Origin of the sequence: Micromonospora parva (assembly GCF_000718515.1) — a bacterium.
Lineage (GTDB): Bacteria > Actinomycetota > Actinomycetes > Mycobacteriales > Micromonosporaceae > Micromonospora > Micromonospora parva.
Genome location: NZ_JNZS01000002.1, coordinates 231,460 through 253,479 on the forward strand (window position 1 = coordinate 231,460; position 22,020 = coordinate 253,479).

Annotated in this window: 20 protein-coding genes; 12 read left to right on the forward strand and 8 right to left on the reverse strand. The window is 72.2% G+C overall.

Annotated features, from left to right (window positions below; all coding sequences use genetic code 11):
* Positions 1-49: 49 nt before the first annotated feature.
* The 3 genes from mycP to IF22_RS0102760 are packed head-to-tail and all read left to right on the forward strand — an operon-like array spanning position 50 to position 2,979.
* A complete protein-coding gene (mycP, locus tag IF22_RS0102750) occupies positions 50-1,390 on the forward strand; it encodes a type VII secretion-associated serine protease mycosin (RefSeq protein WP_030328020.1) in 1,341 nt (446 codons plus the stop codon).
* A gap of 52 nt (positions 1,391-1,442) precedes the next feature.
* Positions 1,443-2,234: a phosphatase PAP2 family protein gene (locus IF22_RS0102755; RefSeq protein WP_030328022.1), complete on the forward strand. Its 792-nt coding sequence runs from the start codon at positions 1,443-1,445 to the stop codon at positions 2,232-2,234.
* Between the two features lie 37 nt (positions 2,235-2,271).
* The gene (locus IF22_RS0102760) at positions 2,272-2,979 is read left to right on the forward strand and encodes a phosphatase PAP2 family protein (RefSeq protein ID WP_030328024.1); all 708 of its coding nucleotides are present in this window, start codon (positions 2,272-2,274) and stop codon (positions 2,977-2,979) included.
* Positions 2,980-2,995: 16 nt separating this feature from the next.
* On the opposite strand, the gene IF22_RS0102765 is transcribed toward IF22_RS0102760, so the two are convergent.
* The 6 genes from IF22_RS0102765 to IF22_RS0102790 form a co-directional block, all read right to left on the reverse strand.
* Positions 2,996-4,174, reverse strand: coding sequence for a MarP family serine protease (locus tag IF22_RS0102765; protein WP_030328027.1), 1,179 nt, complete (start codon positions 4,172-4,174; stop codon positions 2,996-2,998).
* Positions 4,175-4,237: 63 nt separating this feature from the next.
* The gene (locus IF22_RS0102770; RefSeq protein ID WP_030328028.1) at positions 4,238-4,930 is read right to left on the reverse strand and encodes an NUDIX hydrolase; all 693 of its coding nucleotides are present in this window, start codon (positions 4,928-4,930) and stop codon (positions 4,238-4,240) included.
* A complete protein-coding gene (locus IF22_RS0102775) occupies positions 4,927-5,580 on the reverse strand; it encodes a TlpA family protein disulfide reductase (RefSeq protein ID WP_030328030.1) in 654 nt (217 codons plus the stop codon). The genes IF22_RS0102770 and IF22_RS0102775 overlap by 4 nt, the downstream gene beginning before the upstream one ends.
* On the reverse strand, positions 5,577-6,365 hold the full coding sequence (gene nth, locus IF22_RS0102780) for an endonuclease III (RefSeq protein ID WP_030328031.1): 789 nt from the start codon (positions 6,363-6,365) through the stop codon (positions 5,577-5,579). Before nth ends, IF22_RS0102775 begins: the two co-directional genes overlap by 4 nt.
* A 40-nt stretch (positions 6,366-6,405) precedes the next feature.
* On the reverse strand, positions 6,406-7,584 hold the full coding sequence (locus tag IF22_RS0102785) for a CapA family protein (RefSeq protein WP_030328033.1): 1,179 nt from the start codon (positions 7,582-7,584) through the stop codon (positions 6,406-6,408).
* An 11-nt stretch (positions 7,585-7,595) separates the two neighbouring features.
* A complete protein-coding gene (locus IF22_RS0102790) occupies positions 7,596-8,303 on the reverse strand; it encodes an adenosylcobinamide amidohydrolase (protein ID WP_051708138.1) in 708 nt (235 codons plus the stop codon).
* Positions 8,304-8,446: 143 nt separating this feature from the next.
* Here IF22_RS0102790 and IF22_RS0102795 point away from each other — a divergent pair, with 143 nt between their 5' ends.
* The 9 genes from IF22_RS0102795 (at position 8,447) to IF22_RS0102835 (ending at position 19,682) form a co-directional block, all read left to right on the forward strand.
* On the forward strand, positions 8,447-9,124 hold the full coding sequence (locus IF22_RS0102795) for a Crp/Fnr family transcriptional regulator (protein ID WP_007466162.1): 678 nt from the start codon (positions 8,447-8,449) through the stop codon (positions 9,122-9,124).
* A gap of 114 nt (positions 9,125-9,238) precedes the next feature.
* Positions 9,239-9,982, forward strand: coding sequence for a metallophosphoesterase family protein (locus IF22_RS0102800; RefSeq protein ID WP_030328037.1), 744 nt, complete (start codon positions 9,239-9,241; stop codon positions 9,980-9,982).
* A 590-nt stretch (positions 9,983-10,572) separates the two neighbouring features.
* The gene (locus IF22_RS0102805; RefSeq protein ID WP_030328039.1) at positions 10,573-11,178 is read left to right on the forward strand and encodes a TetR/AcrR family transcriptional regulator; all 606 of its coding nucleotides are present in this window, start codon (positions 10,573-10,575) and stop codon (positions 11,176-11,178) included.
* A gap of 37 nt (positions 11,179-11,215) precedes the next feature.
* Positions 11,216-12,013: a TIGR03084 family metal-binding protein gene (locus IF22_RS0102810; RefSeq protein WP_030328041.1), complete on the forward strand. Its 798-nt coding sequence runs from the start codon at positions 11,216-11,218 to the stop codon at positions 12,011-12,013.
* The gene (locus IF22_RS0102815) at positions 12,010-13,683 is read left to right on the forward strand and encodes an acyclic terpene utilization AtuA family protein (protein ID WP_030328043.1); all 1,674 of its coding nucleotides are present in this window, start codon (positions 12,010-12,012) and stop codon (positions 13,681-13,683) included. Before IF22_RS0102810 ends, IF22_RS0102815 begins: the two co-directional genes overlap by 4 nt.
* A complete protein-coding gene (locus IF22_RS0102820; protein WP_030328045.1) occupies positions 13,680-14,876 on the forward strand; it encodes an acyl-CoA dehydrogenase family protein in 1,197 nt (398 codons plus the stop codon). Before IF22_RS0102815 ends, IF22_RS0102820 begins: the two co-directional genes overlap by 4 nt.
* Positions 14,873-16,474, forward strand: coding sequence for an acyl-CoA carboxylase subunit beta (locus tag IF22_RS0102825; protein ID WP_030328048.1), 1,602 nt, complete (start codon positions 14,873-14,875; stop codon positions 16,472-16,474). The genes IF22_RS0102820 and IF22_RS0102825 overlap by 4 nt, the downstream gene beginning before the upstream one ends.
* Positions 16,475-16,485: 11 nt before the next feature.
* Positions 16,486-18,522 carry an acetyl/propionyl/methylcrotonyl-CoA carboxylase subunit alpha gene (locus IF22_RS0102830; RefSeq protein WP_030328050.1) on the forward strand — a complete coding sequence of 679 codons (2,037 nt, stop codon included), beginning with the start codon at positions 16,486-16,488 and terminating at the stop codon, positions 18,520-18,522.
* Complete coding sequence (locus IF22_RS0102835) at positions 18,519-19,682, forward strand: acyl-CoA dehydrogenase family protein (RefSeq protein ID WP_030328052.1); 1,164 nt, start codon at positions 18,519-18,521, stop codon at positions 19,680-19,682. The genes IF22_RS0102830 and IF22_RS0102835 overlap by 4 nt, the downstream gene beginning before the upstream one ends.
* A gap of 111 nt (positions 19,683-19,793) precedes the next feature.
* Here IF22_RS0102835 and IF22_RS0102840 read toward each other — a convergent pair whose 3' ends face one another.
* Together IF22_RS0102840 and IF22_RS0102845 are read right to left on the reverse strand one after the other, a co-directional pair.
* Positions 19,794-21,008 (reverse strand): hypothetical protein, encoded by a 1,215-nt coding sequence (locus IF22_RS0102840; RefSeq protein WP_030328054.1) that lies wholly within the window; start codon positions 21,006-21,008, stop codon positions 19,794-19,796.
* Positions 21,005-21,946: a transporter substrate-binding domain-containing protein gene (locus IF22_RS0102845; protein WP_030328056.1), complete on the reverse strand. Its 942-nt coding sequence runs from the start codon at positions 21,944-21,946 to the stop codon at positions 21,005-21,007. Before IF22_RS0102845 ends, IF22_RS0102840 begins: the two co-directional genes overlap by 4 nt.
* Positions 21,947-22,020 lie beyond the last annotated feature (74 nt).

Below are 22,020 nucleotides of genomic sequence, written 5' to 3' on the forward strand. Positions count from 1 at the left end.
CGGGTGGGGAAACCGGTAATCTCCGATCGTCATGGTTCCGTCGGGATGAATGGCTGGGGATGTGACTGGGGTGCGGCACAGCGGTCCGTCAGCGGCCCGACGAACGACCGGCCGAGTGCTGCTCGGCGTCGCCGCGGCGCTCGCCGTCGTGGCACCCACCGCGGCGGCCGTGCCGGTCGCCGCGCCCACGAACGGTGGACAGCTCGCCGGCGCGCCGATGGCGTTCGCCCCCGGTGACGCCGTCGCCCGCACCGACCAGGTCCGCGATGAGCAGTGGCAGCTCGACGAGTTGCAGGCCGAAACGGCGTGGCGCAGCTCGACCGGGCGGGGCGTGACCGTGGCGGTGGTCGACTCCGGAGTGGACGGCACGCATCCCGACCTGGTCGGTCAGGTGCTCCCCGGCAAGGACCTGGTCGGCGCCGGCGGCGCTCCGGGCCCGGACCCGGTGGGCCACGGCACCACTGTCGCCGGCCTGATCGCCGGGCGCAGTGACGACAAGCGGGGCGTGGTCGGCCTGGCACCGGACGCCCGGATCCTGCCGGTCCGGGTGCTGGACGAGGAGAACCGTTACGACGACGCGCTGATCGTCGCCCAGGGCGTGCGCTGGGCGGTCGACAACGGCGCCCGCGTGATCAACTTGTCGCTGGGTGGCAGCGGCGACAGCCCGGCCCTGGCCGCCGCCCTGGACTACGCGTTCGTCCGGGACGTGGTCGTGGTTGCCTGCACCGGCAACCTGGCCACCTCCACCAGCACCAAGGTCTGGTATCCGGCTCGGGAGCCGGGTGTGATCGCGGTGGCCGGTCTCGAACGCAGCAGCGACAACCTGTGGTCCGGGTCGATCACCGGCCGGGCGACGGTGCTCACCGCCCCCGCCAGCGGGCTGGTCGGCGCCAAGCCGCCCAGCGGGTACTGGCGGGTGCAGGGCACCAGCTTCGCCGCGCCGCTGGTGGCCGCCACCGCCGCGCTGGTCCGGTCCCGTTATCCGCAGATGCCGGCGGGTGAGGTGGTCAACCGGTTGTTGGCCACCGCCCGGGACCTCGGCCCGACCGGGCGGGACGACCGCTTCGGGTACGGGGTGGTCGACCCGGTGGCCGCGTTGACCGCCCAGGTGCCGCCGGTGACCGTCAACCCGCTCGACGATCAGACGTCGCCGGGCGTGACCGGCTTCGGTCCGGCGCCCGGCTCGGTCGACGACGGTCCGGTGTCCGGTGCCGGTAGCGATCCCCTGGGTCTCGCCGCGTCCGGTCAGCAGAGCCGGTGGACGGCTCGGGCGGCGGGCGGTGCGGACACCCCCGCGCCGGAGCAACTGGCGACCACCGTCGTGCTCCTGGTCGCGCTGGTCGCCGGGGCGGCGCTGGTGGTTCGCCGGCTCCGCCAGCGGACCCGTTGATCGCAGCCAACCGGTAGGCCTGACCGGCCGTCTGGTCGGGTAGAACAAGGTCATGAGGACGCACCGGCCGCCCACGCTCGCCCCCACCGGCCGGCCGTCGTGGCGGCACCGCCGATTCGACCCGGACCACGCGCTGGGGCTACGGCTCACGCTCGCCGCGACGGCGGCGTTTCTGGTGCTGGTGCCGTTCGCGCTGCTCACACTGCTGGTGCTCGACGCCTGGGCACCGCTGCACCGGTTGGACACGACGGTCACCGACGCGCTGCACGGCTACGCCCAGGATCATCCCGCGTGGGTGGTGCTGATGCGGGTCTGGACCGAGGTGTTCGCCCCGATGCCGCTGCGCGCCGTCGTCCTGCTCCTGGTGGTCTGGTTGCTGCGCCGGGGCGCCCGCCGCCTGGCCCTCTGGGCGGCCACCACCATGGTCGTCGGCGGGTTGCTCGGTCCGCTACTCAAGCTGCTGGTCGGCCGGGACCGACCGGAGCTGCTGGACCCGGTGGCCCGGGCCGCCGGTTACTCGTTCCCCTCCGGGCACGCGCTGAACGCCACCCTGGCCGCCGGGGTGCTGCTGCTGGTGCTCCTTCCGTACGCCCGGCGGTGGCCGGCGCGGGTGGCGCTCTGGGTCGCGGCGGTGCTGCTCACCGTGGTGACCGGCCTGAGCAGGGTGGCGCTCGGCGTGCACTTCACCAGCGACGTGGTGGGTGGATGGCTGCTCGGGGTGGCGGTGGTCGCGGCCACCACCGCCGCGTTCACCAGTTGGCGGGTACACACCGGGCTGCGGCCGGTCCAACCGATTCGCGACGGCGTCGCTCCCGAGGTCGAGCGGCACCCCGGGGCTGCCTGAGGACTGACGACGGGGCCGGCCGGGTACTGGCGCACCCATGTCCGACCTCGTGCTCCAGATCGTTCGGCGGGTGCTGCTGCCGGTGTCCCTCCTACTCGGACTCATGGTGCTGCTCGGGGTGCTGGTCACCCGGGTGTTCGCCCGCACCTGGCCGTTCACCGCAGAGGACACGGTGAACCGGGAACTGGCCGCCGACCGCACCGGTGACTGGAACAACGTCTCGCTGGTGTTCAGCACGCTGGCCAGCACCCAGATGATCGTCGTGGTGACCGTGCTGGTGGCGTTGGCGCTGCGGCTCTGGCTGAAGCGTTGGCGCGAGCCGCTGTTCCTGTGCGCGGCGGTGACCGCCCAGGCGCTGGTGTTCCTGCTGACCACTCTCGCGATCGACCGGCGGCGGCCGGCGGTGGAACACATGGACGTCTCGCCACCGACGTCGAGCTTTCCGTCCGGGCACACCTCGGCGGCGGTGGCGCTCTACGTCGGCATCGCCGTGCTGATGGCGCTGCGCGCCCGGAGCACCGGGGCGAAGGTCGCCTGGTGGACGCTGCTGCTGATGGTGCCGCTGGGCGTGGCGCTGACCCGGATGTACCGGGGGATGCACCATCCGAGCGACGTGGTGGCGTCCTTCGTCAACGGCGGCACCTGCGTCGCGATCATGGCTCGTGCGGTGCTGGACCGGGGGCTGCGATGGGGTCGGGCGAAGTTGCCGACGGCCGGGAGACGCGCTCTGCCGGCTCAGACCTGAGCTGACCCGCGGCGACTCAGGTGCACTCGCCGGTGCCGACCTGCCGGTTGCGTTCGGCTCCCGCCAACGCCACCGGACGGGCCTCGGCCGCCGTCACCGCGAAACCGGTGTTCGGGTCGTCCGACGCCGCCGCGAAGATCACGCCGAGCACCAGGCCGTTGGCGGAGAGCAGCGGGCCGCCCGAGTTGCCGCTGCGGACCAGCGCCCGGATCGTGTAGATCTCCCGGGTCACCTCGTTGGCGGAGTAGATGTCCGGGCCCTTGATCCGGTCGACGTCCCGGACCCGTGCCGACTGCGCGTTGTACGGGCCGTCGAGCGGGAAGCCGAGCACGATGGCGTCGGCGCCGCTGCCCGCGTTGCCGGCGGCGAACCGTAGGGACGGTCCGGGCAGTCCGGGTACCAGCAGCACCGCCAGGTCACGGTTCGGGTCGTAGACGACCACCTTGCCGTCGTACCGCTCGCCGCCCAGCTCCACGGCGACCGAGCGGGTGCCGGCCACGACGTGCGCGTTGGTCATCACCCGGTCGTCCGCGTAGACGAACCCGGAACCCTCGATCCGGCGTGAACAACTGGGTGCCGAGCCGAGCACCTTGACGACCGACTGCTGACCGCTGACCACCACCTGCGAGCCGGCCAGTGCCGGGTCCGGCGGGTCGACCTGCCGGGCCCGGGTGGGCGCGAGGTCGCCGAAGACGTCCGGGAAGCCGTCGGTGTCGACGGTGTCCTCCAACGCCGTGGACAACCGGTGGGCCTGCTCCGGTAGGACCTGGTTGACCACCGTGATCAACGCGCTGTTGCGGACCGAGGCGGCGAGCCAGGGCACCGAGGACGAGCCGAGCGGCACGGCCACCAGCCAGGCCAGCAGGAGCACCGCGAACAGCGAGACCAACGCCCCTCCGACGTCGTCGGCCCGTTTGCCCACGTCGCTGGTGATCGTCTTGCGCAGGTGCGAGCCGAGCCAACCGGCGAGCGCCTGCCCGACCACCGCCAGCCCGAAGATGGCCACGAGCGAGATCAGCACGCGGGTGCCGGCGTCCACGAACTGTCTGGCGAACAGCGGCCCGAGCTGGAGACCCAGCAGGAGACCCAGGAAGAAGCCGGACAACGACGTGACGCCGATGACGAAACCCTGGCGGTATCCGCTGATCGCGAACACGAGCATGAGCAGCAGCAGGACGAGATCCACGACGGACACGGGTCAAGCGTACGGGCAGTGTGCCCGGCGGATGACCATCGCTTGCGGAAGGTGACCGTGCGGTCAGCGCAAGGCGTTCTCGTCGGCCTCTTCGGTGCCGGCGGACGGGGCCGGTGTCGCCCCGCTCGGCGGAAGTTCCAGCACCCGGCCCGGCGACCACGGACGCGCCCAGCCGCCCATCTCGAGCAGGGTGGCGAGCACCCCCGCGGTGAAGCCCCAGACGAGCATCCCACGCGCCGAGAACGCCGGCCCGATCCAGCCGCTCGGGTGGCGGACCCGCAGTCGGTTGGCCGGATCGACCAGCTCGCTCACCGGCAGCCGGGCGACGTGTGCCACCTCGGCCGGCTCCCGTGGGTGCACCGGGTGCGGGTCGTGCCACCAGGCCAGCACCGGCGTGACCACGAAGTCGCTGACCGGGATCCACAGTTTCGGCAGCTCGGCCAGCACCGTCACGCTGGCCGGGTCGAGGCCCACCTCCTCGTTAGCCTCACGCAGGGCGGTGGCACGGACGTCGGCGTCCTCCGGGTCGGCCGCACCGCCGGGGAAGGCCGGCTGACCGGCGTGGTTGCGCAGGTTGGCGGCGCGTTGCAGGACCAGCACGTCGGGGCCCACGCCGGGCTGCTCGCCGAGCAGCACCAGCACAGCGCTCTCCCGACCGCCCTCGGCCGGGGTGGTGAGCCGGGTGAAGTCCTCGGCGCGGGCGGTGCCCAGCCGGGTCAGCAACGGTTCGATCCACTCGGGTGGCCGACGGGTCACGCCGGCACCGCCAGGTTGAGGTGCTGGCGGACCAGCGTGGCGAGCGTGGCGTCGTCGAGAGCGCCGGTGGCGTCGATGTGCCGGATCTGACCGTCGGCGGCGACGAAGAGGGTCAGCGGAATGGCGTTGCGCCTCAGCTCCCGCTGCAGCGCCTCACCCTGGTCGACCAGCATCGGGAACCGGACGCCGAAGTCCTCGCCGATGGACTGGGCGCCGCTGCGGCTGTCCCGGCTGTTGATTCCGACGACCTGGAGCTGACCGGCGGCCCGCTCGCTGAGGCGTTGGAACGCCGGCAACTCCTTGCGGCACGGCGGGCACCACGACGCCCACACGTTGATCACCGCCGGTCCGGCCACCGCCCCCAGCGCGACGGGGGCACCGCCGGTGAAGCAGGAGAGCGTCAGCGCCGGCAGTGCCTGCCCACCGGCGGCGGGCGCTGACGTGCCGGAGCCGGGGGTCGCGGAGGTCGACGCGCCGGAGCCAGGGGTCGCGGCCGTGGGCGCGGTGCTCAGCGTGGCGCAGTCCCGGAACGGCGATGGCCGCTCGGCGGCGGCCGGACGGGGGGCCGGCTCGTCGTCGGCGGTGCCGCTGGTGCAGGCGGTGACGGCCAGCAGCAGTGGCAGGACGGCGAGGGCGAGGCGGCGGTTCACGGCACCTCCGCCGTGACCGCCTGCGCGGGCACCAACTCCGGGTCGACCCCGGCGGCCACCGCGAGGTCGCGTGCCCGAGGGCCCTTGAGCAGCTTGGCGGCGGCTGCCGGCTCGGTCGGGCCGGTGCCGTACGAGGGGCAGAGCCTGGCGAGCGTGCACGCCCCGCAGGCCGGTTTGCGGGCGTGGCAGACCCGTCGCCCGTGGAAGATGATCCGGTGCGAGAGCATGGTCCAGTCGCGCTTGTCGTACAGCGCGCCGATCGCGTGCTCGATCTTGACCGGGTCGGTCTCGGTGGTCAGCCCCCACCGGTGGACCAGCCGTTGGAAGTGCGTGTCGACGGTGATGCCCGGGACGTCGAAGGCGTTGCCGAGGATCACGTTGGCGGTCTTGCGGCCGATGCCGGGGAGCGTCACCAGGTCGACGAGCCGGCCGGGGACCCTGCCGTCGTACCGGTCGAGGAGGGCCTGACCGAGCTTGAGCAGCGAGTCGGTCTTGTTGCGGTAGAAGCCGGTGGGCCGGATCAGCTCCTCCATCTCGCCCCGGTCGGCGCCGGCGTACGCGGCCGCGTCGGGATAGCGGGCGAAGAGCTTCGGGGTGACCTCGTTGACTTTCTTGTCCGTGCACTGCGCGGACAGGATCGTGGCGACGGCCAACTCCAGAGCGTTGGAGTGGTCCAGCTCGCAATGCGCGTCGGGGTGCGTCTCGGCCAGCACCCGGCCGATCTTGCGGGCACGGCGTTTGCGCCCGAGGTCGGTCTCGCTGGCACCGGGAGGGCTACTGGTCACGACGGTCAGCCTACGTCGCACCCCGGACGTCCTCCTCGGGTCAGCCGGCGGTTGGCGGCGAGATCTTCCCCTGCCCGTCGAACCGGGCGCCGGCCTTCGGGAAGTCGGCGCGGCTCAACTCGGTGACCAGACCCAGGCCCCGGTCGTCCGGGTCCATCGTCGGCTTGCCGGCGGAGTTCATGTACGTGGAGGTGAACGAACCACCCGCCCAGCTACCGTCCGGCTTGAGCGACACCTTCAGCACCCCGCCCCAGCCGAGGCGACCGGCGTTGCTCAGCGAGTTGCCGCCGCCGGCGAAGTTGCCCAGGCTGTACGCGATCAGCCGGCCCTGGTAGAACTCCATCCCGCGCAGCACGTGCGGGCCGTGCCCGACGATCAGGTCAGCGCCGGCGTCGATCATCGCGTGTGAGAACTTCACCGGGTCGCCCCGGTTCTCGCCCAGGAACATCTCGGTGCCCGGCTTCACCCGGGTCTTGTCGGCGCCCTCGCCGCCCATGTGCACCTGCACCACGACCAGGTCGGCCATGGTGGCGGCCTTGGCAACCACTGTCTTCGCCTTGGCGATGTCGACGAGACTGTTGGACCAGACGTACGACGAGAAGCCGGCGACAGCGACCTTGACGCCCTTGACGTCGACCACGGTGATCTCGTTCGGCGCGCCGGTGTGCTCCAGCTCGTACTTCTGCAGCGCCTTCTGGGTGTTCTCGTAGCCCTTCGGGCCGTAGTCGTAGCCGTGGTTGTTGGCCTGGTTGAGCACGTCGAAGCCGGCGTCGCGCAGGTGCCCGGCGTACTCCGGCGGGGCGCGGAACTGGAAGCAGCGGGTGGAGTTCGCCCCGCACTTGCCGGTGCCGGTGTCGACGGTCAGCGGCTCCTCCAGGTTGCCCATCACCAGATCGGCCTTGAGCGCCTCGGTGACCGAGTTGAAGAAGCCCTTACCGCCGGCGGCGGGCAGCCGACTGGGCGCGTTGCCCATGATGATGTCGCCGGTGGCGGAGAGCGAGATCGCGCCACCCGCACCGGAGGAGGCGGGCCCGGTGGCCTTCGGGCCGGCGGTGGAGACCGGTGCGCCGGTGCCACCACCTCCCGCGCCGGGCTGCCAGACGGGTGCCTCACCACCGGGGTCGGCACAGCCGGCCACGAGGAGGGCGGCCAGCAGCGCGGCGAGGCCGAGGGCGACGCGGCGACGCGGGCGGGACGCGAGGGGGGCGGGAGCGTACATCGCCCGCGACCCTACCGGTCGTTAAACCCGCCGACGATGGCCGATCGGTTGGACTTTGCACCCTTGAGCTGCTCAGACCACGGCACGACCGGCCGGGCGCCGCCGGCCAGGACTGCCGCGTGCACCGCTCGGGCGAGCGCGGCGCCCCAGGTGGAGCGCGGCCCGCCGTACGCGGCCTCCGGCCCGTCCACCGGGCAGAGCACGGTGACCGCGTCGGTGGGCGTGCCGGTCCCGGGCACCCCCAGCTCGGTGATCGCCTGGGTCTTCGCCTCGGTCGCGGTGGCCACCGCGTTGACGAGTGCCGAGTCGGCGAGCCGGGCCGGCACGTACACCACGATGTTGACTGTGCCGACGCGTTCGGCGAGCGCGGCCGGCGTCGGCGCGGCCGCGGGCACCGGCGTGCCGAGCCCGACCGTCGCCCAGGCCCGCACCCCGGTGTCGGTCCGCGCCACCACCTCGGCCACATCGACGCCGGTCAGCAGACCGACCCCGGCGCCGTCGAGGGCCAGCTCAGCGGCGAGCGAGGCCAGGTGCGCCGCGGGGTCCTCCCGGTCGTACGACATCGGTACCGTCGCGTTCAGCACCCACCGCCGGACCCCGATGCCACCGCCCAGCGGGCCACTGCTCACCGCCCGCAGCGGGACGTCCGCGCGCCAGACGAGCAGCGGGACGTGCCGCCCGTCCTCGGCGCGGCTGGTCAGAATCGGCTCGCTTAGCACGTCGGGCAGGTTACGCCCACCGATCAAGATTCCAGGGGCGACCTCTGATTCATGCTCACGTGCGCCTAGACTTGGCGGCGCGCGAGGGGATCAGCGGACGGCGGCCCCGGCCGACGGACGGCACGCGCAACCGGAGGTGCGCAATGGACGAGGTACTGGCCCGCAGCGGGATCTTCCAGGGTGTTGACCCGGAAGCTGCCGAGGCGCTTGCCAAGGAGATGGAGACGATCGAGGTCCGCAAGGGCGAGATCGTCTTCAATGAGGGCGAGCCCGGTGACAGCCTCTACATCCTGCTGTCCGGGAAGATCAAGGTTGGTCGCCGCGCGGCGGACGGCCGGCAGAACCTGATCGCGGTGATGGGGCCGTCGGACATGGTCGGTGAGCTGTCGCTCTTCGACCCGGGTCCGCGTACGGCGACCGCTACCGCGGTGACCGACACCCGGCTGGTGCGGCTGCGTAAGCAGGCGCTGCGGCCGTGGCTCAACAACCGCCCGGAGATCGCCGAGCAGTTGCTCCGGGTGTTGGCCCGTCGACTGCGCCGGACCAACGACTCGCTCGCCGACCTGATCTTCACGGACGTGCCGGGCCGGGTCGCCAAGAACCTGCTGCAGATGGCGGGTCGCTTCGGCACCCGCGACGGTGGCGTTCTGCGGGTGACCCACGACCTCACCCAGGAGGAGATCGCCCAACTCGTCGGCGCCTCCCGGGAGACCGTCAACAAGGCGCTGGCCGACTTCGCCTCGCGCGGTTGGCTGCGCCTGGACGGCAAGAGCATCATCATTCTGGACCCGGAGCGCCTGGCCCGTCGCGCCCGCGTCTGAGTGGCACAGCACGTCCCCGCCTGCGGCCGGTGCCGGCCGCAGGCGGGGACGTTTGCCATCTGCCTGGCGCAGAATCGCTGGCCCCGGGGCGGTACCAGCGGTGAGGGTGGGGCCATGGTGAACCGTGTTGCGGTGCTCTCTGACATCCATGGTGTTCTGCCGGCGCTGGAGGCCGTACTGGCTGAGCCGGACGTCGCCACCGCCGATCTGATCGTGCTCACCGGTGACATCGCCGCGGGTCCGCAACCGGTCGAGGTGCTGGACGTGCTCGCCGACCTTGGCGACCGGGTGTGCTGGGTCGGTGGCAACGCCGATCGCGAGCTGGTCGAGGCCCGGGCCGGGCATCCCGCGTCGATCGAGGTGTCGAACTGGGCCGCCGGGCAACTGCGTGATGACCAGGTGGCCCGGCTGGGCGCGCTGCCGGCGACGGTGACGTTGGAGGTAAACGGCCTCGGGCCGACGCTGTTCTGCCACGCAACGCCCCGCGACGACGAGGAGGTAGTGCTCGTCGACTCCCGGTTGGGCCGCTGGACGGAGGTGTTCGACGGTCTTCCCGCCGAGGTTTCCACGGTGGTCTGCGGCCACACGCACATGCCCTTCACCCGGCTGGTCGACCGGCGGCTGGTGGTGAACCCGGGCAGCATCGGCATGCCATACGGGGGCGCGGGGGCGTGGTGGGCGCTGCTCGGGCCGGGCGTCCAACTGCGCCGCACCGCCTTCGACATGGACGCCGCCTGCGCGCGGGTGGCAGCGGAGTCGACCTTCCCCGATGCCGCCGCCTGGGCCGACGAGTACCTGCGCTCCCGACACAGCGACGCCGACGCGCTGACCGTCTTCGGCCCCCGCGACGGCCGCTGAGCCGGCAGCCTGACGGCGCAACGGCGGCGCAACGGCGGCGGGCCGAGGCATGGAGCCGACGGTCCGAGACGGCGCACAGCTGGCGGCCCGTCGCTGGGAAGACCGCCCGACAGCCGCTGACACGGCGTCCGGCGGTCGCCGAGCAGGCATCCGACGGGCCACGCCGGCAGCACTCCGATTACGGGTCAGGGGCCCTTTGGAGCTGAATCGTTTGCGGCATCAGCGGTCGGCGATCGGCAGGCCGATCCAAGGCAAGGCCAGTGGGCGACGGGCAGTGGGCATCAGGCATCAGGCATCAGCAACGGGCAACGGGCAATCGGCAAGGAGCAAGGGGCAAGGGGCGATGGGCAACGGGCAGCGGGCAGCGGGCAGCGGGGCCGACGGGTGATTCGTTTGTGACATCAGCTCCAAAGCGAGGCCACTGCCCCCATGCCGTCTCCTGGGCGGCGCCACCATGACCCACCCGAAGTCCCGTCACCCGTCCACTGCGCCCTTCGCGGGGCCCGAGCCCGCCCGGCTCGCGCCCGAGCGACACAGGCCTAGAAAAAGTCAGTCTTGACTGTTTGTTTCGTAGGCCCCAGGCTGTTCGCGTGCCCCCCGCATCGACGCGTGTCCCCCAGCAGGAACGCAGCCGCGCCACCCAGGCCCGGCTGCTGGAGGCGACCGTCGACTGCCTGATCGAGCACGGTTGGTCCGGCACCACGACCACCGTCGTCGCGGCGCGGGCCGGTGTTTCCCGTGGGGCTCAGCTGCACCACTACCCGACGAAGGCGGCGCTGGTCACGGCCGCCGTGGCTCACCTGGCCGAGCGTCGGGCCGACGAGTTGCGCACCGAGGCCGAAGCGTTGCCTGCTGGCCCACAACGGTTGGACCGGGTCGTCGACCTGCTCGCCGTGGCGTTCACCGGTCCGCTTTTCGTGGCCGCGCTCGAGCTCTGGGTCGCCGCCCGCACCGACCGGGAACTCCGCGACGCCCTGGTGCCGCTGGAGGCGACGGTCGGGCGGGAGATGCACCGGCTCACCGTCGCCCTGCTCGGTGTCGACGAGCGTCGACCCGGCGTCCGCGAAGCGGTGCAGGCCACCCTCGACCTGCTCCGCGGGCTCGGGGTGGCCAACCTGCTCAGCGACGACTCGGCCCGCCGGGCCGCCCTGCTGACCACCTGGAAGCGCCAGCTCACCACTCTGCTCACCCCCTGACCGCCGGCCGCACCGGCCCCCACCGACCGGAGGCACCATGGTCGACCTCAGCGACCTGCTCACGGACCTGGCCGACGAGTCCGCCCAGCTGGACGCCCTGGTGGCCACACTGCCCGCAGCCGACTGGGCGAGGCCGACCCCCGCGCCGGGCTGGAGCATCGGGCATCAGATCGCACACCTCGCCTGGACCGACCACGTGGCACTGTTGGCCGCCACCGACGCGGAGGCGTTCTACGCGACGGTGACCTCCGCGCCGGACGTGACGCGGATGGTCGACGCGGGGGCCGAGGAGTTCCTGGCACCGCCGGCCGAGCTGCTCGCCCGCTGGCGGGCCGGACGAACCGCGCTCGTCGACGCGCTGGCCGCCGTTCCGGCCGGTGACAAACTGCCCTGGTACGGCACCCGGATGTCGGCCACCTCGATGGCCACCGCCCGGCTCATGGAGACCTGGGCACACGGCGGGGACGTCGCCGACGCCCTCGGCGTGGTCCGCCCCGACAGCGACCGGCTTCGGCACGTGGCGCACCTGGGCGTGCGTACCCTCGGGCACGGTTTCATCGCGCACGGCCGGGAGGCGCCGACGGCGCCGGTCCGGGTCGAGCTGGTCGGGCCCGGCGGCGACACGTGGAGCTGGGGCCCGGCGGACGCCGCCGACCGGGTCACCGGCCCGGCCCGGGACTTCTGCCAGCTGGTCACCCAGCGCCGACACCGTGCGGACCTCGCACTGGTCGCCACCGGGCCGGTCGCCGACGACTGGCTCGACGTGGCACAGGCCTTCGCCGGGCCGCCGGGTGACGGCCGCAAGCCGGCTGGCGGGAACGGGGTACGGGCATGATCCGTGTCGGCAACGCCTCCGGCTTCTACGGCGACCGGTTCACCGCCTGGCGGGAGATGCTCGACGGCGGTGAGCTGGACGTGCTGACCGGCGACTACCTGGCCGAGTTGACCATGCTGATCCTGGCCCGGGATCGTCTCCGCGACAGCGACCTGGGCTACGCGAAGACGTTCCTGCGGCAACTGGAGACCTGCCTCGGCACCGCCCTCGACCGAGGGGTGCGGATCGTGACCAACGCCGGCGGGTTGAACCCGGCCGGCCTGGCCGCGGCCATCGAGAAGCTCGCCAACCGGCTCGGCCTGGCGGCCCGGATCGGATACGTCGAGGGCGACACGATCCAGCGGCCGGACGCGTTGAGCGCTAACGCCTACCTCGGCGCGTTCGGGATCGCCGCCTGCCTGGACGCGGGTGCCGACGTGGTGGTCACCGGCCGGGTCACCGACGCGTCGCTGGTGGTCGGCCCGGCCGTCGCCCGGTACGGGTGGGGCCGCGACGACCTCGACGAGCTGGCCGGGGCCACCGTCGCGGGGCACCTCGTCGAGTGCGGCGCACAGGTCACCGGCGGCAACTTCAGCTTCTTCACCGAACTGCCCGACGGCGGTCACCGGCCCGGGTTCCCGATCGTCGAGGTGCACTCCGACGGCTCGTCGGTGGTCACCAAGCATCCGGGCACCGGTGGCGCGGTCACCGTGGAGACGGTCACCGCCCAACTGCTCTACGAGATCGGCGGGCCGTCCTATCTCGGGCCGGACGTGGTCACCCGACTGGACACCGTGGCGCTGCACCCCGACGGGCCGGACCGGGTCCGGGTCTCCGGCGTACGGGGCACGCCGCCACCGCCAACCCTCAAGGTGGGCGTCAACAACCTCGGCGGCTTCCGCAACTCGATGACGTTCGTCCTCTGCGGTCTGCACATCGAGGCGAAGGCGGCACTGGTCCGGGGGCAGATCGAGGAGGCGGTGGGCGCTGACGGGCTGGAGTTCACGCTGGCCCGCACCGACCACGAGAACGCCGCCGACACCGAGGCGGCCAGCGCCCTGCTGCACGTACACCTGCGTGACGGCGACAAGACGCGGGCCGGTCGGGCGTTCTCGGCCGCCGCGGTGGAGTTGGCCCTGGCCTCGTACCCGGGCTGCACCCTGACCACGGTGCCCGGCGACGCGACACCGTACGGCGTCTTCACCGCCGACGCGGTGCCGCAGGACGCGGTGGCGCAGGTCGCGGTGCTGCCCGGTGGCGAGCGGGTGCCGATCGCCCCGCCGATCCGCACCGCCCCCACAGCGCAGGACGAGCCCGCCTCGGGTGGCGAGGTGGCGGTCGACGGCCCGACCCGGCGCGGGGCGCTCGGCGAGGTGGTCGGCGCGCGCTCCGGGGACAAGGGCGGGGATGCCAACCTCGGTGTCTGGGCGCGTTCCGACGCCGGGTACGCCTGGCTGCGGGCCTGGCTGACAGTCGACCGGCTGGCCGAACTACTGCCGGAGACCGCGCCGCTGACCGTGCGGCGCTACGAGTTGTCGAACCTGCGCGCTGTCAACTTCGTGATCGAGGGCCTGCTCGGCGCGGGGGTGGCCGCGTCCACCCGGTTCGACCCACAGGCCAAGGCGCTCGGCGAACTGCTGCGCGCCCGGATCGTCGACCTTCCGGCCGACCTGTCGACGGAGGCGCCGTGAGCATCGTGGACACCCCGGAGCGCCGGCAACTGCGCGAACTGACCCGGGCGTTCGTGACCCGGGAGGTGTTGCCGCACCTGGACGACTGGGAGCGGGCCGGCGAGGTGCCCCGGGCGTTGCACGCGACCGCCGCGAAGCTCGGCCTGCTCGGCATCGGCTTCCCGGAGTCGGTCGGTGGCAGCGGCGGTGACCTCCTCGACTCGATCATCGTGACCGAGGAGCTGATCCGCTCCGGCGGCTCGTCCGGGCTGGTGGCGGCCCTGTTCACGCACGGGATCGCGTTGCCGCACATGGTCGCGACGGCCGGTGCCCGCACCGGCGGCTCGCTGGGCGGTCGGCTCGGCGGCACCGCGTCCCCAGCCGACGACAGCCTGATCGAGCGGTACGTCCGGCCCACCCTGTCCGGCACGATGATCGGGGCGCTGGCCATCACCGAGCCGGACGGCGGTTCGGACGTGGCGGGCATCCGCACCACCGCCCGCCGCGACGGCGACCACTACGTGGTGAACGGGTCGAAGACGTACATCACCAGCGGCCACCGGGCCGACTTCGTGACCACCGCCGTGTGTACCGACTTCCCCGGCAGCGGTGAACTCACCCTGCTGGTCATCGACAAGGGGTCGCCCGGGTTCACCGTGGGACGCCGGTTGGAGAAGCTGGGCTGGCACTGTTCGGACACCGCCGAGTTGTCCTTCGCTGACGTGCGGGTGCCGGTCGCCAACCGGATCGGCGCGGAGAACACCGGCTTCCTGGCGATCATGCAGCACTTCGCTGCGGAACGGCTGTCGCTGGCGACCCAGGCGTACGCGACCGCGCAGCGCTGCGTCGAGCTGGCGGTGCGTTGGTGCCGGGACCGGGAGACCTTCGGGCGTCCGCTGGCCAGCCGGCAGCTGATCAGGCACCGGTTGGCCGAGATGCACACCCGCACCGAGGCGGCCCGGTCGTACGTGCACGACGTCGCCGCTCGGGTGGCTGCCGGCGAGCCGGTGGTGACCGAGGTGGCGATGGCCAAGAACATGGCGGTGGCCGCCTGCGACCACGTCGTCGACCAGGCGTTGCAGCTGCACGGCGGCTTCGGCTACCTGCGCGACGCCGAGGTGGAGCGGCACTACCGCGACGCGCGGATCCTCGGCATCGGCGGCGGCACCACCGAGATCATGAACGAGATCATCGCGAAGGGCATGGGCTTATGACGATCCTGGACAGCTCGGTTGACCCGTCCGCGCCCTCGTATGTGGCGAACCGGGCGGCGTTGCTGGAGCGGCTGGCCGAGTTGGACGCCGCGCTGGACCAGGCGCGGGCCGGTGGTGGCGAGAAGTACGTGACCCGGCACCACGCCCGCGGCAAGCTGCTCCCCCGGGAGCGGATCGAGCTGCTGGTGGACGCCGACAGTCCTTTCCTGGAGTTGTCGCCGGTCGCCGCGTACGGCTCGGACTTCCCCGTCGGAGCCAGCGTGGTCACCGGTATCGGGGTGGTCGAGGGCGTGGAGTGCCTGATCGTCGCGAACGATCCGACCGTACGCGGCGGCGCTGTCAATCCGTGGTCGCTGGCGAAGACCCGGCGGGCCGGCGAGATCGCGCTTGCCAACCGGCTGCCCATGGTCAACCTGGTCGAGTCGGCCGGGGCGGATCTGCCCACCCAGGCGGAGATCTTCATCCCCGGTGGTCGGGTGTTTCGTGACCTCACCCGGCTCTCGGCGGCGGGCATCCCCACTGTCAGCGTGGTCTTCGGCAACGCGACGGCCGGTGGCGCGTACGTGCCGGGGATGTCCGATCACGTGATCATGATTCGGGACCGGTCCCAGGTCTACCTGGCCGGTCCGCCGCTGGTGAAGATGGCGACCGGCGAGGTCACCGACGACGAGTCGTTGGGTGGAGCGGCGATGCACGCCGGCACGTCCGGGCTCGCCGATCACCTGGCCGCCGACGAGCGGGACGGCATCCGGCTGGCCCGGCAGTGTGTCCGCCGGCTGAACTGGCGTAAGCAGGGCCCGTCGCCGCGTACGGCGGTGCCGCAGCCGCCGAAGTACGACCCGGAGGAGTTGCTCGGCATCACCAGCGCCGACCTGAAGGTGCCGTTCGACCCCCGGGAGGTGCTGGCCCGGATCCTCGACGGCAGCGACTTCGACGAGTTCAAGCCGGCGTACGGGGACGCGCTGGTCACCGGTTGGGGCGAGCTGCACGGGTACCCGGTGGGGGTGCTGGCGAACGCCCGAGGGGTGCTGTTCAGCGCGGAGGCGCAGAAGGCGGCCCAGTTCATCCAGCTCGCGAACGCCTCGGACACCCCGTTGATCTTCTTGCAGAACACCACCGGCTACATGGTCGGCACCGAGTACGAGCAGCGCGGCATCATCAAGCACGGCGCCCTGATGATCAACGCGGTGTCGAACTCGACGGTGCCGCACCTGACGGTGAACCTGGGTGCCTCGTACGGGGCGGGCAACTACGGCATGTGCGGCCGGGCGTACGAGCCGAGGTTCCTGTTCACCTGGCCGAACGCGAAGTCGGCGGTGATGGGCCCGGCGCAGCTCGCGGGGGTGCTGTCCATCGTGGCCCGGCAGGCGGCTGCCGCCCGGGGGCGCGACTACGACGAGGAGTCCGACGCGGCGATGCGGATGATGGTCGAGCAGCAGATCGAGTCGCAGTCCGGGGCACTCTTCCTCTCCGGCCGGCTCTACGACGACGGGGTGATCGATCCTCGGGACACCCGGACCGTCCTCGGGCTCTGCCTCTCGGCGATCCACAACGGACCCGTCAAGGGTGCCGACGGCTACGGCATCTTCCGGATGTGAGGGGTCAATCGATGATCGAACGCTTGCTCGTGGCCAACCGGGGCGAGATCGCCCGTCGGATCTTCGCCACCTGCCGTGCGATGGGCGTGCAGACCGTCGCCGTGCACTCGGACGCGGACGCCGACGCGCCGTTCGTCGCCGAAGCCGACCAGGCGGTCCGGCTGCCCGGGAACACGCCGGCCGAGACGTACCTGCGGGTGGATCTGATCCTGGACGCGGCCCGGCGCACCGGCGCGGACGCCGTCCATCCCGGTTACGGGTTTCTCGCCGAGAACGCCGAGTTCGCGGCGGCGGTGACCGACGCCGGCCTGACCTGGGTCGGGCCGCCGGCCAAGGTGATCGCCGCGATGGGCGACAAGCTGGCGGCGAAGGCGCTGCTCGCCGAGGCGGGCGTGCCGATGCTGCCCAGTTGGACCGACCCGGACGAGATCACGGACTTCCCGGTGCTGGTGAAGGCGTCGGCCGGCGGTGGCGGCCGGGGGATGCGGATCGTCCGGACCGCCGACGAGCTGGCCGAGGCGGTCGCCTCCGCGCGCCGCGAGGCGGCTGCCGCGTTCGGCGACGGCACTGTCTTCATCGAGCGGTACGTCGAGCGCGGCCGGCACGTCGAGGTGCAGATCTTCGGCGACACCCACGGTCGGGTGGTGGCGCTCGGCGACCGGGAATGCTCGATCCAGCGGCGGCACCAGAAGATCGTCGAGGAGGCACCGGCGGTCGTACCGGAGCGGGTGCGGACGGCGTTGCACGAGGCGGCGGTGGCGGCCGGGCGGGCGGTGGACTACCTGGGCGCGGGCACTGTGGAGTTCCTGCTCGCCCCGGGTGGCGAGTTCTTCTTCCTGGAGATGAACACCCGGCTCCAGGTGGAGCACCCGGTCACCGAGCTGTGCACCGGCCTGGACCTGGTGGGGTTGCAACTGCTCGTCGCCGAGGGTGAGCCGCTGCCGGCGGACCTTCCGGGGAGCACCGGGCACGCGATCGAGGTGCGCCTCTGCGCCGAGGACGCGGCGGCGGGGTGGCGGCCGGACACCGGGACGCTGCACCGGTTCAGCGTCGGCGCGGTGGTGACCGAGTTCGGTGGGCTGGCCGGGCCGGGGCTGCGGCTCGACTCGGGTGTGGTGGCCGGCTCGGTGGTCGGGGTGCACTACGACTCGATGCTCGCGAAGCTGATCGCCTGGGGTCGTACCCGGGCGGAGGCGACCCGGCTGCTGGCCGGCGCGCTGGCCCGGGCCGAGCTGCACGGGGTGACCACGAACCGGGACCTGCTGGTCCGGGTGCTGCGCAGCCCCGCGTTCGCCGCCGTGGAGATCGACACGGGTTTCCTGGACCGGCACCCTGAGGTCTTCGACCCGCTGCTCCCCACTGACCAGGTGCCGCTCACCGCCCTCGCCGCCGCGCTGGCGGGCGCGGCGCACCGTCGGGCGACCGCGCCGGTGCTGTCCGGGCTCCCCTCCGGGTGGCGCAACGTGCCCGCCGTCCCGCAGGTCACCCGCCTCGTCCAGTCGGACGGCCACGAGATCGAGGTCCGCTACCGCCTGGACCGGACCGGCCGGCTCACGGACTGGGGCAGCACAGCCCCGGGCTCCGACGCCGCTGGGTCGGCGGACCCGCCGGCGGTGGCGCTGGTTCAGGCCGCAGCGGACCGGGTGGTGCTCGACGTCGACGGGGTTCGGCGCGGGTACCGCGTACACCGGGTGGGGTCGGCTGTCTTCGTGGACGGCCCGGACGGGGCGGCGAGCCTGACCGAGCTGCCGCGCCTTCCCCTGCCCACGACGGAAGTGGGTGCGGGGTCGCTGCTCGCGCCGCTGCCCGGCGCCGTGACCCGGGTGCACGTCCAGGTCGGCCAGCGGGTCACGGCCGGCGATCCGCTGCTCACGTTGGAAGCGATGAAGCTGGAACATCCCGTGCTCGCCCCGATCGACGGTGTGGTCGCCGAGTTGCCGGTGCCGACCGGTGGTCAGGTGCAGGCGGGCGCAGTGCTGGCCGTCATCGACAGCTCCCCCGCATCCGCCGATCTGGAGCCGTCGAATCCCGAGGAGGACCCCCGATGACCTTCGACCTCACCCCCGAGCAGGACCAGTTGCGCGACGCCGTGCGGGCCCTGGGCCGCCGCTACGGCCACGGCTACTTCGTCGAGAAGGCGAAGGCCGGTGAGCACACCACCGAGTTGTGGGCCGAGGCGGGACGGCTCGGCTACCTGGGGGTCAACATCCCCACCGAGTACGGTGGCGGGGGCGGCGGCATCACCGAACTGGCCATCGTCTGCGAGGAGTTGGCGGCGGCCGGTTGCCCGTTGCTGCTGCTGGTGGTCTCCCCAGCCATCGCGGCGACCGTGATCAACCGACACGGCACCGAGGAGCAGCGCAAACGGCACCTGCCGGGCCTGGCCGACGGCTCCCAGAAGATCGTCTTCGCGATCACCGAGCCGGAGGCCGGTTCCAACTTCCACCGGCTCGGCACGGTGGCCCGGCGCGACGGTGACGACTGGGTGCTCAACGGTCGCAAGTGCTACATCTCCGGAGTCGACGAGGCCGGACACGTGCTGGTGGTGGCGCGTACCGAGGATTCCTCGACCGGCAAGCTCAAGCCGGCGTTGTTCCTGGTGCCGACCGACGCGGCCGGGCTGACCCGGTCCAAGCTGGACATGGAGATCGTGTCTCCGGAGAACCAGTTCCTGCTCTACCTGGACGACGTGCGGGTGCCCGCCGACGCGCTGCTCGGTGAGTCGCTGGACGCGGGACTGCCGGCACTCTTCGCCGGGCTCAACCCGGAGCGGATCACGGTGGCCGCGATGGGCGCCGGCACCGGCCGGTACGCCATCGAGCGGGCCAGCGAGTACACCGCCACCCGCAAGGTCTGGGGTGGTCGGACCATCGGCACCCACCAGGGCGTGTCGCACCCGCTGGCCCACGCGGCGGTGCAGGTGGAGCTGGCCCGGCTCATGATCCAGAAGGCGGCCACGCTGTACGACGCCGGCCGCGACCTGGAGGCCGGGGTGTCCGGCAACATGGCCAAGTACGCGGCCGGTGAGGCCGCCGCGCTCGCCGTGGACACCGCCGTCCAGGTGCTCGGCGGGGCCGGCATGACCACCGAGTACGGGGTGGCGACCCTGCTCGGCGCGGTCCGGGCCGGCCGGATCGCCCCGGTCAGCCGCGAGATGATCCTCAACTTCGTGGCCCAACACGTCCTCGGCCAGGACAAGTCGTACTGACCCGGCCTGCACGGCCACGCCGATCTTGCAGTTTCGGTCGTCGATATGCGTGAGATGCCCTTTACGTCGGGACAGTAAGTGCAAGATCGCGGCATAAGGGGCGGGACGGGGTCAGGCCGGCGTACGGCAGGCGGCGTCGATGCGGTGGACCGGGCGGACCCGACGGCCCATGCCCTCCAACAGTGAATCCTCGACGTGGAAGTCGTGAATGCGCAGTTGGTAGCGGGGCAACTCCTCCTCGCTCGGGCACAGCACCTGGGCGCGGACCTGATCGACAGGGACGTACCGGACCCCACCCCGTTCCTGGAGAATCACCATGTTGACGTCGTCGGTGGTGACCACGTGCCCGCGGACGTCCTCGGTGGGCCCACTCTCCGGGCCCACGGTGGTGACGGTCAGCGGCAGCACCGGTGTGCTGATCACCGGCACCGCTGCCCAGACCAGGGTGGCGAGCACCGCCACCTCGGTCACCGACGCCAGCGGCCGGATCACCATGCCCGGCAGCGGCCCCGCGATGAACAGGGCCAGCAGCGGAGGCACCACGATGAGCGCCAGCACCAGCCACTCGCCACCCTGCTGCACCGCCGCACGCAGAGTCGGCAGCATCAGCCAGCCGTACCCGGCAAGCAGCGCGCCGATCAGCAGCAGCCGAGGCACCACCCGTTCGTGCAGCCGCCCGGGGCGCAGCTGGAACGCGGCCACGAACGCCGGCAACAGCAGCGGAAGGTAGAGCAACGGCCAGGTGATCAGGGCGAGCAGGAAGCTGGCCAGCACCACCCAGGCCGGCGTGATGTCGGCCCAACGGGCGAAGAGCGGGCGACGCCGGGCGCCCGGCGGGAGTCGGTCCGCGCTGACGGCCAGCACCGCGCCGAGCGCGAACACCGCGACCAGGCCGGTGGAGAGCAGCCGGGCCGCCGTGGTCAGGAAGCCGGCGAGCAGGTTGACCGGCCCGACGTTGGCCACCAGCAGCAGCGTGGTCTGAAGCTCGCCGCCGGCCTCCACGCCGAGGCGGAGCACCGAGAAGATCGCGGGTACGCCCACCACGGCGGTCCAGAACGACTGGCTGGCCCGGGCCCGCCGCTCCGCCGGATCCCAGCGGACCCGCCCGGGCTGCACCTCGGCGACGACCGGTTCGGCCGGTTCGGCGACCGGCACGGCGGCCGGCCAGGCGACCTCACCGTCCGGTCCGGCCGGTGGAGGGTCGACGACCGGTGCTGCGGTGACCGTACCGTCGACTCTCGGCGCCTCGGCAGCGCCGCCGGGCACGGAGCTGCGGGGCGGCGGCACCGGCCCGTCGCCGCCGGTGGCGGTCGGTGCCGCGCTCACTTCGCGGGCGCCTTGTCGTCGAAGTCGACGAGCTTCGGCACCTCCAGCGGCTGCGGCTGGCGCTTCTCGGCCTTCAGCCACGGGCCGAGGGTTCGGTTGTACGCGGTCTGCCAGGGGCTGGCATCCCCGTCGCGACCCTGCTCGTAGCTCTTCTGCAGGAAGTACGCGACCAGGTCGCGCAGCGCGGGATCACCGATAGGCACGCCGATGCCCAGCAACTCGCTGGTGCCGAACGGCATGTCGACGATCTCGAACTCCTTGGGGAAGCTGGCCAGGAAGCCGGCGAGGATCGACTCGTCGGAGCTGACCGCGTCGTAGCGGCCCTTCCGGATGCCGTCGACGCAGTCGCCGACGTTCTTGACCACGAACGTCTTGACCTGGTGCTTCTCCAACTCGGCCTCGGTGGTGGAGCCGCCGCTGGTGCAGACCTTGTAGGCCGGGTCGCGCAGGTCCTCAATGGTGCGGATCTTGTCCTTGAGTCGGACCGGCACCATCACCTCCTGCGTGGTGACGAAGTACGGCCCGGCGAAGCTGACCAGCTTCTTACGGTCCTCGGTCATGGAGAAGCTGGACACCACCAGGTCGACGGTGCCGCCCTGGAGTGACGGGATGCGGTCCTCGGTGGCGACCGACACGAACTCCAGCCGCTGCTCACCCTCGTAGCCGAGGGAGGCCGCGATGTACCGGGCGATCTCGACGTCGAACCCGACGTGCTGGCCGTTTCGCAACTCACCCATGAGCGGCTCGTTCGTGGCGACACCGATGCGCAGCTTCGACTGGCCGTAGATGTGGGTCTCGCGCATCTTCTCCTGCACCGACAACAACTCCGGTTCCTTGCGGCTGTCGCAACCGGCGGCAGCGGCCAGGGTGAGAGTCAGGGCGACCGCCAGCGTCGACGCGATCGAGCGGAGCCGGGATTGCGAACTGCCTGAGCTCATGGGCGACCTCGCTGCCGGAAGAGCCTGCGGGACACTGAGAGTAGCGGTTCTTGTCCAGTCCGTGTGGGTGCCGT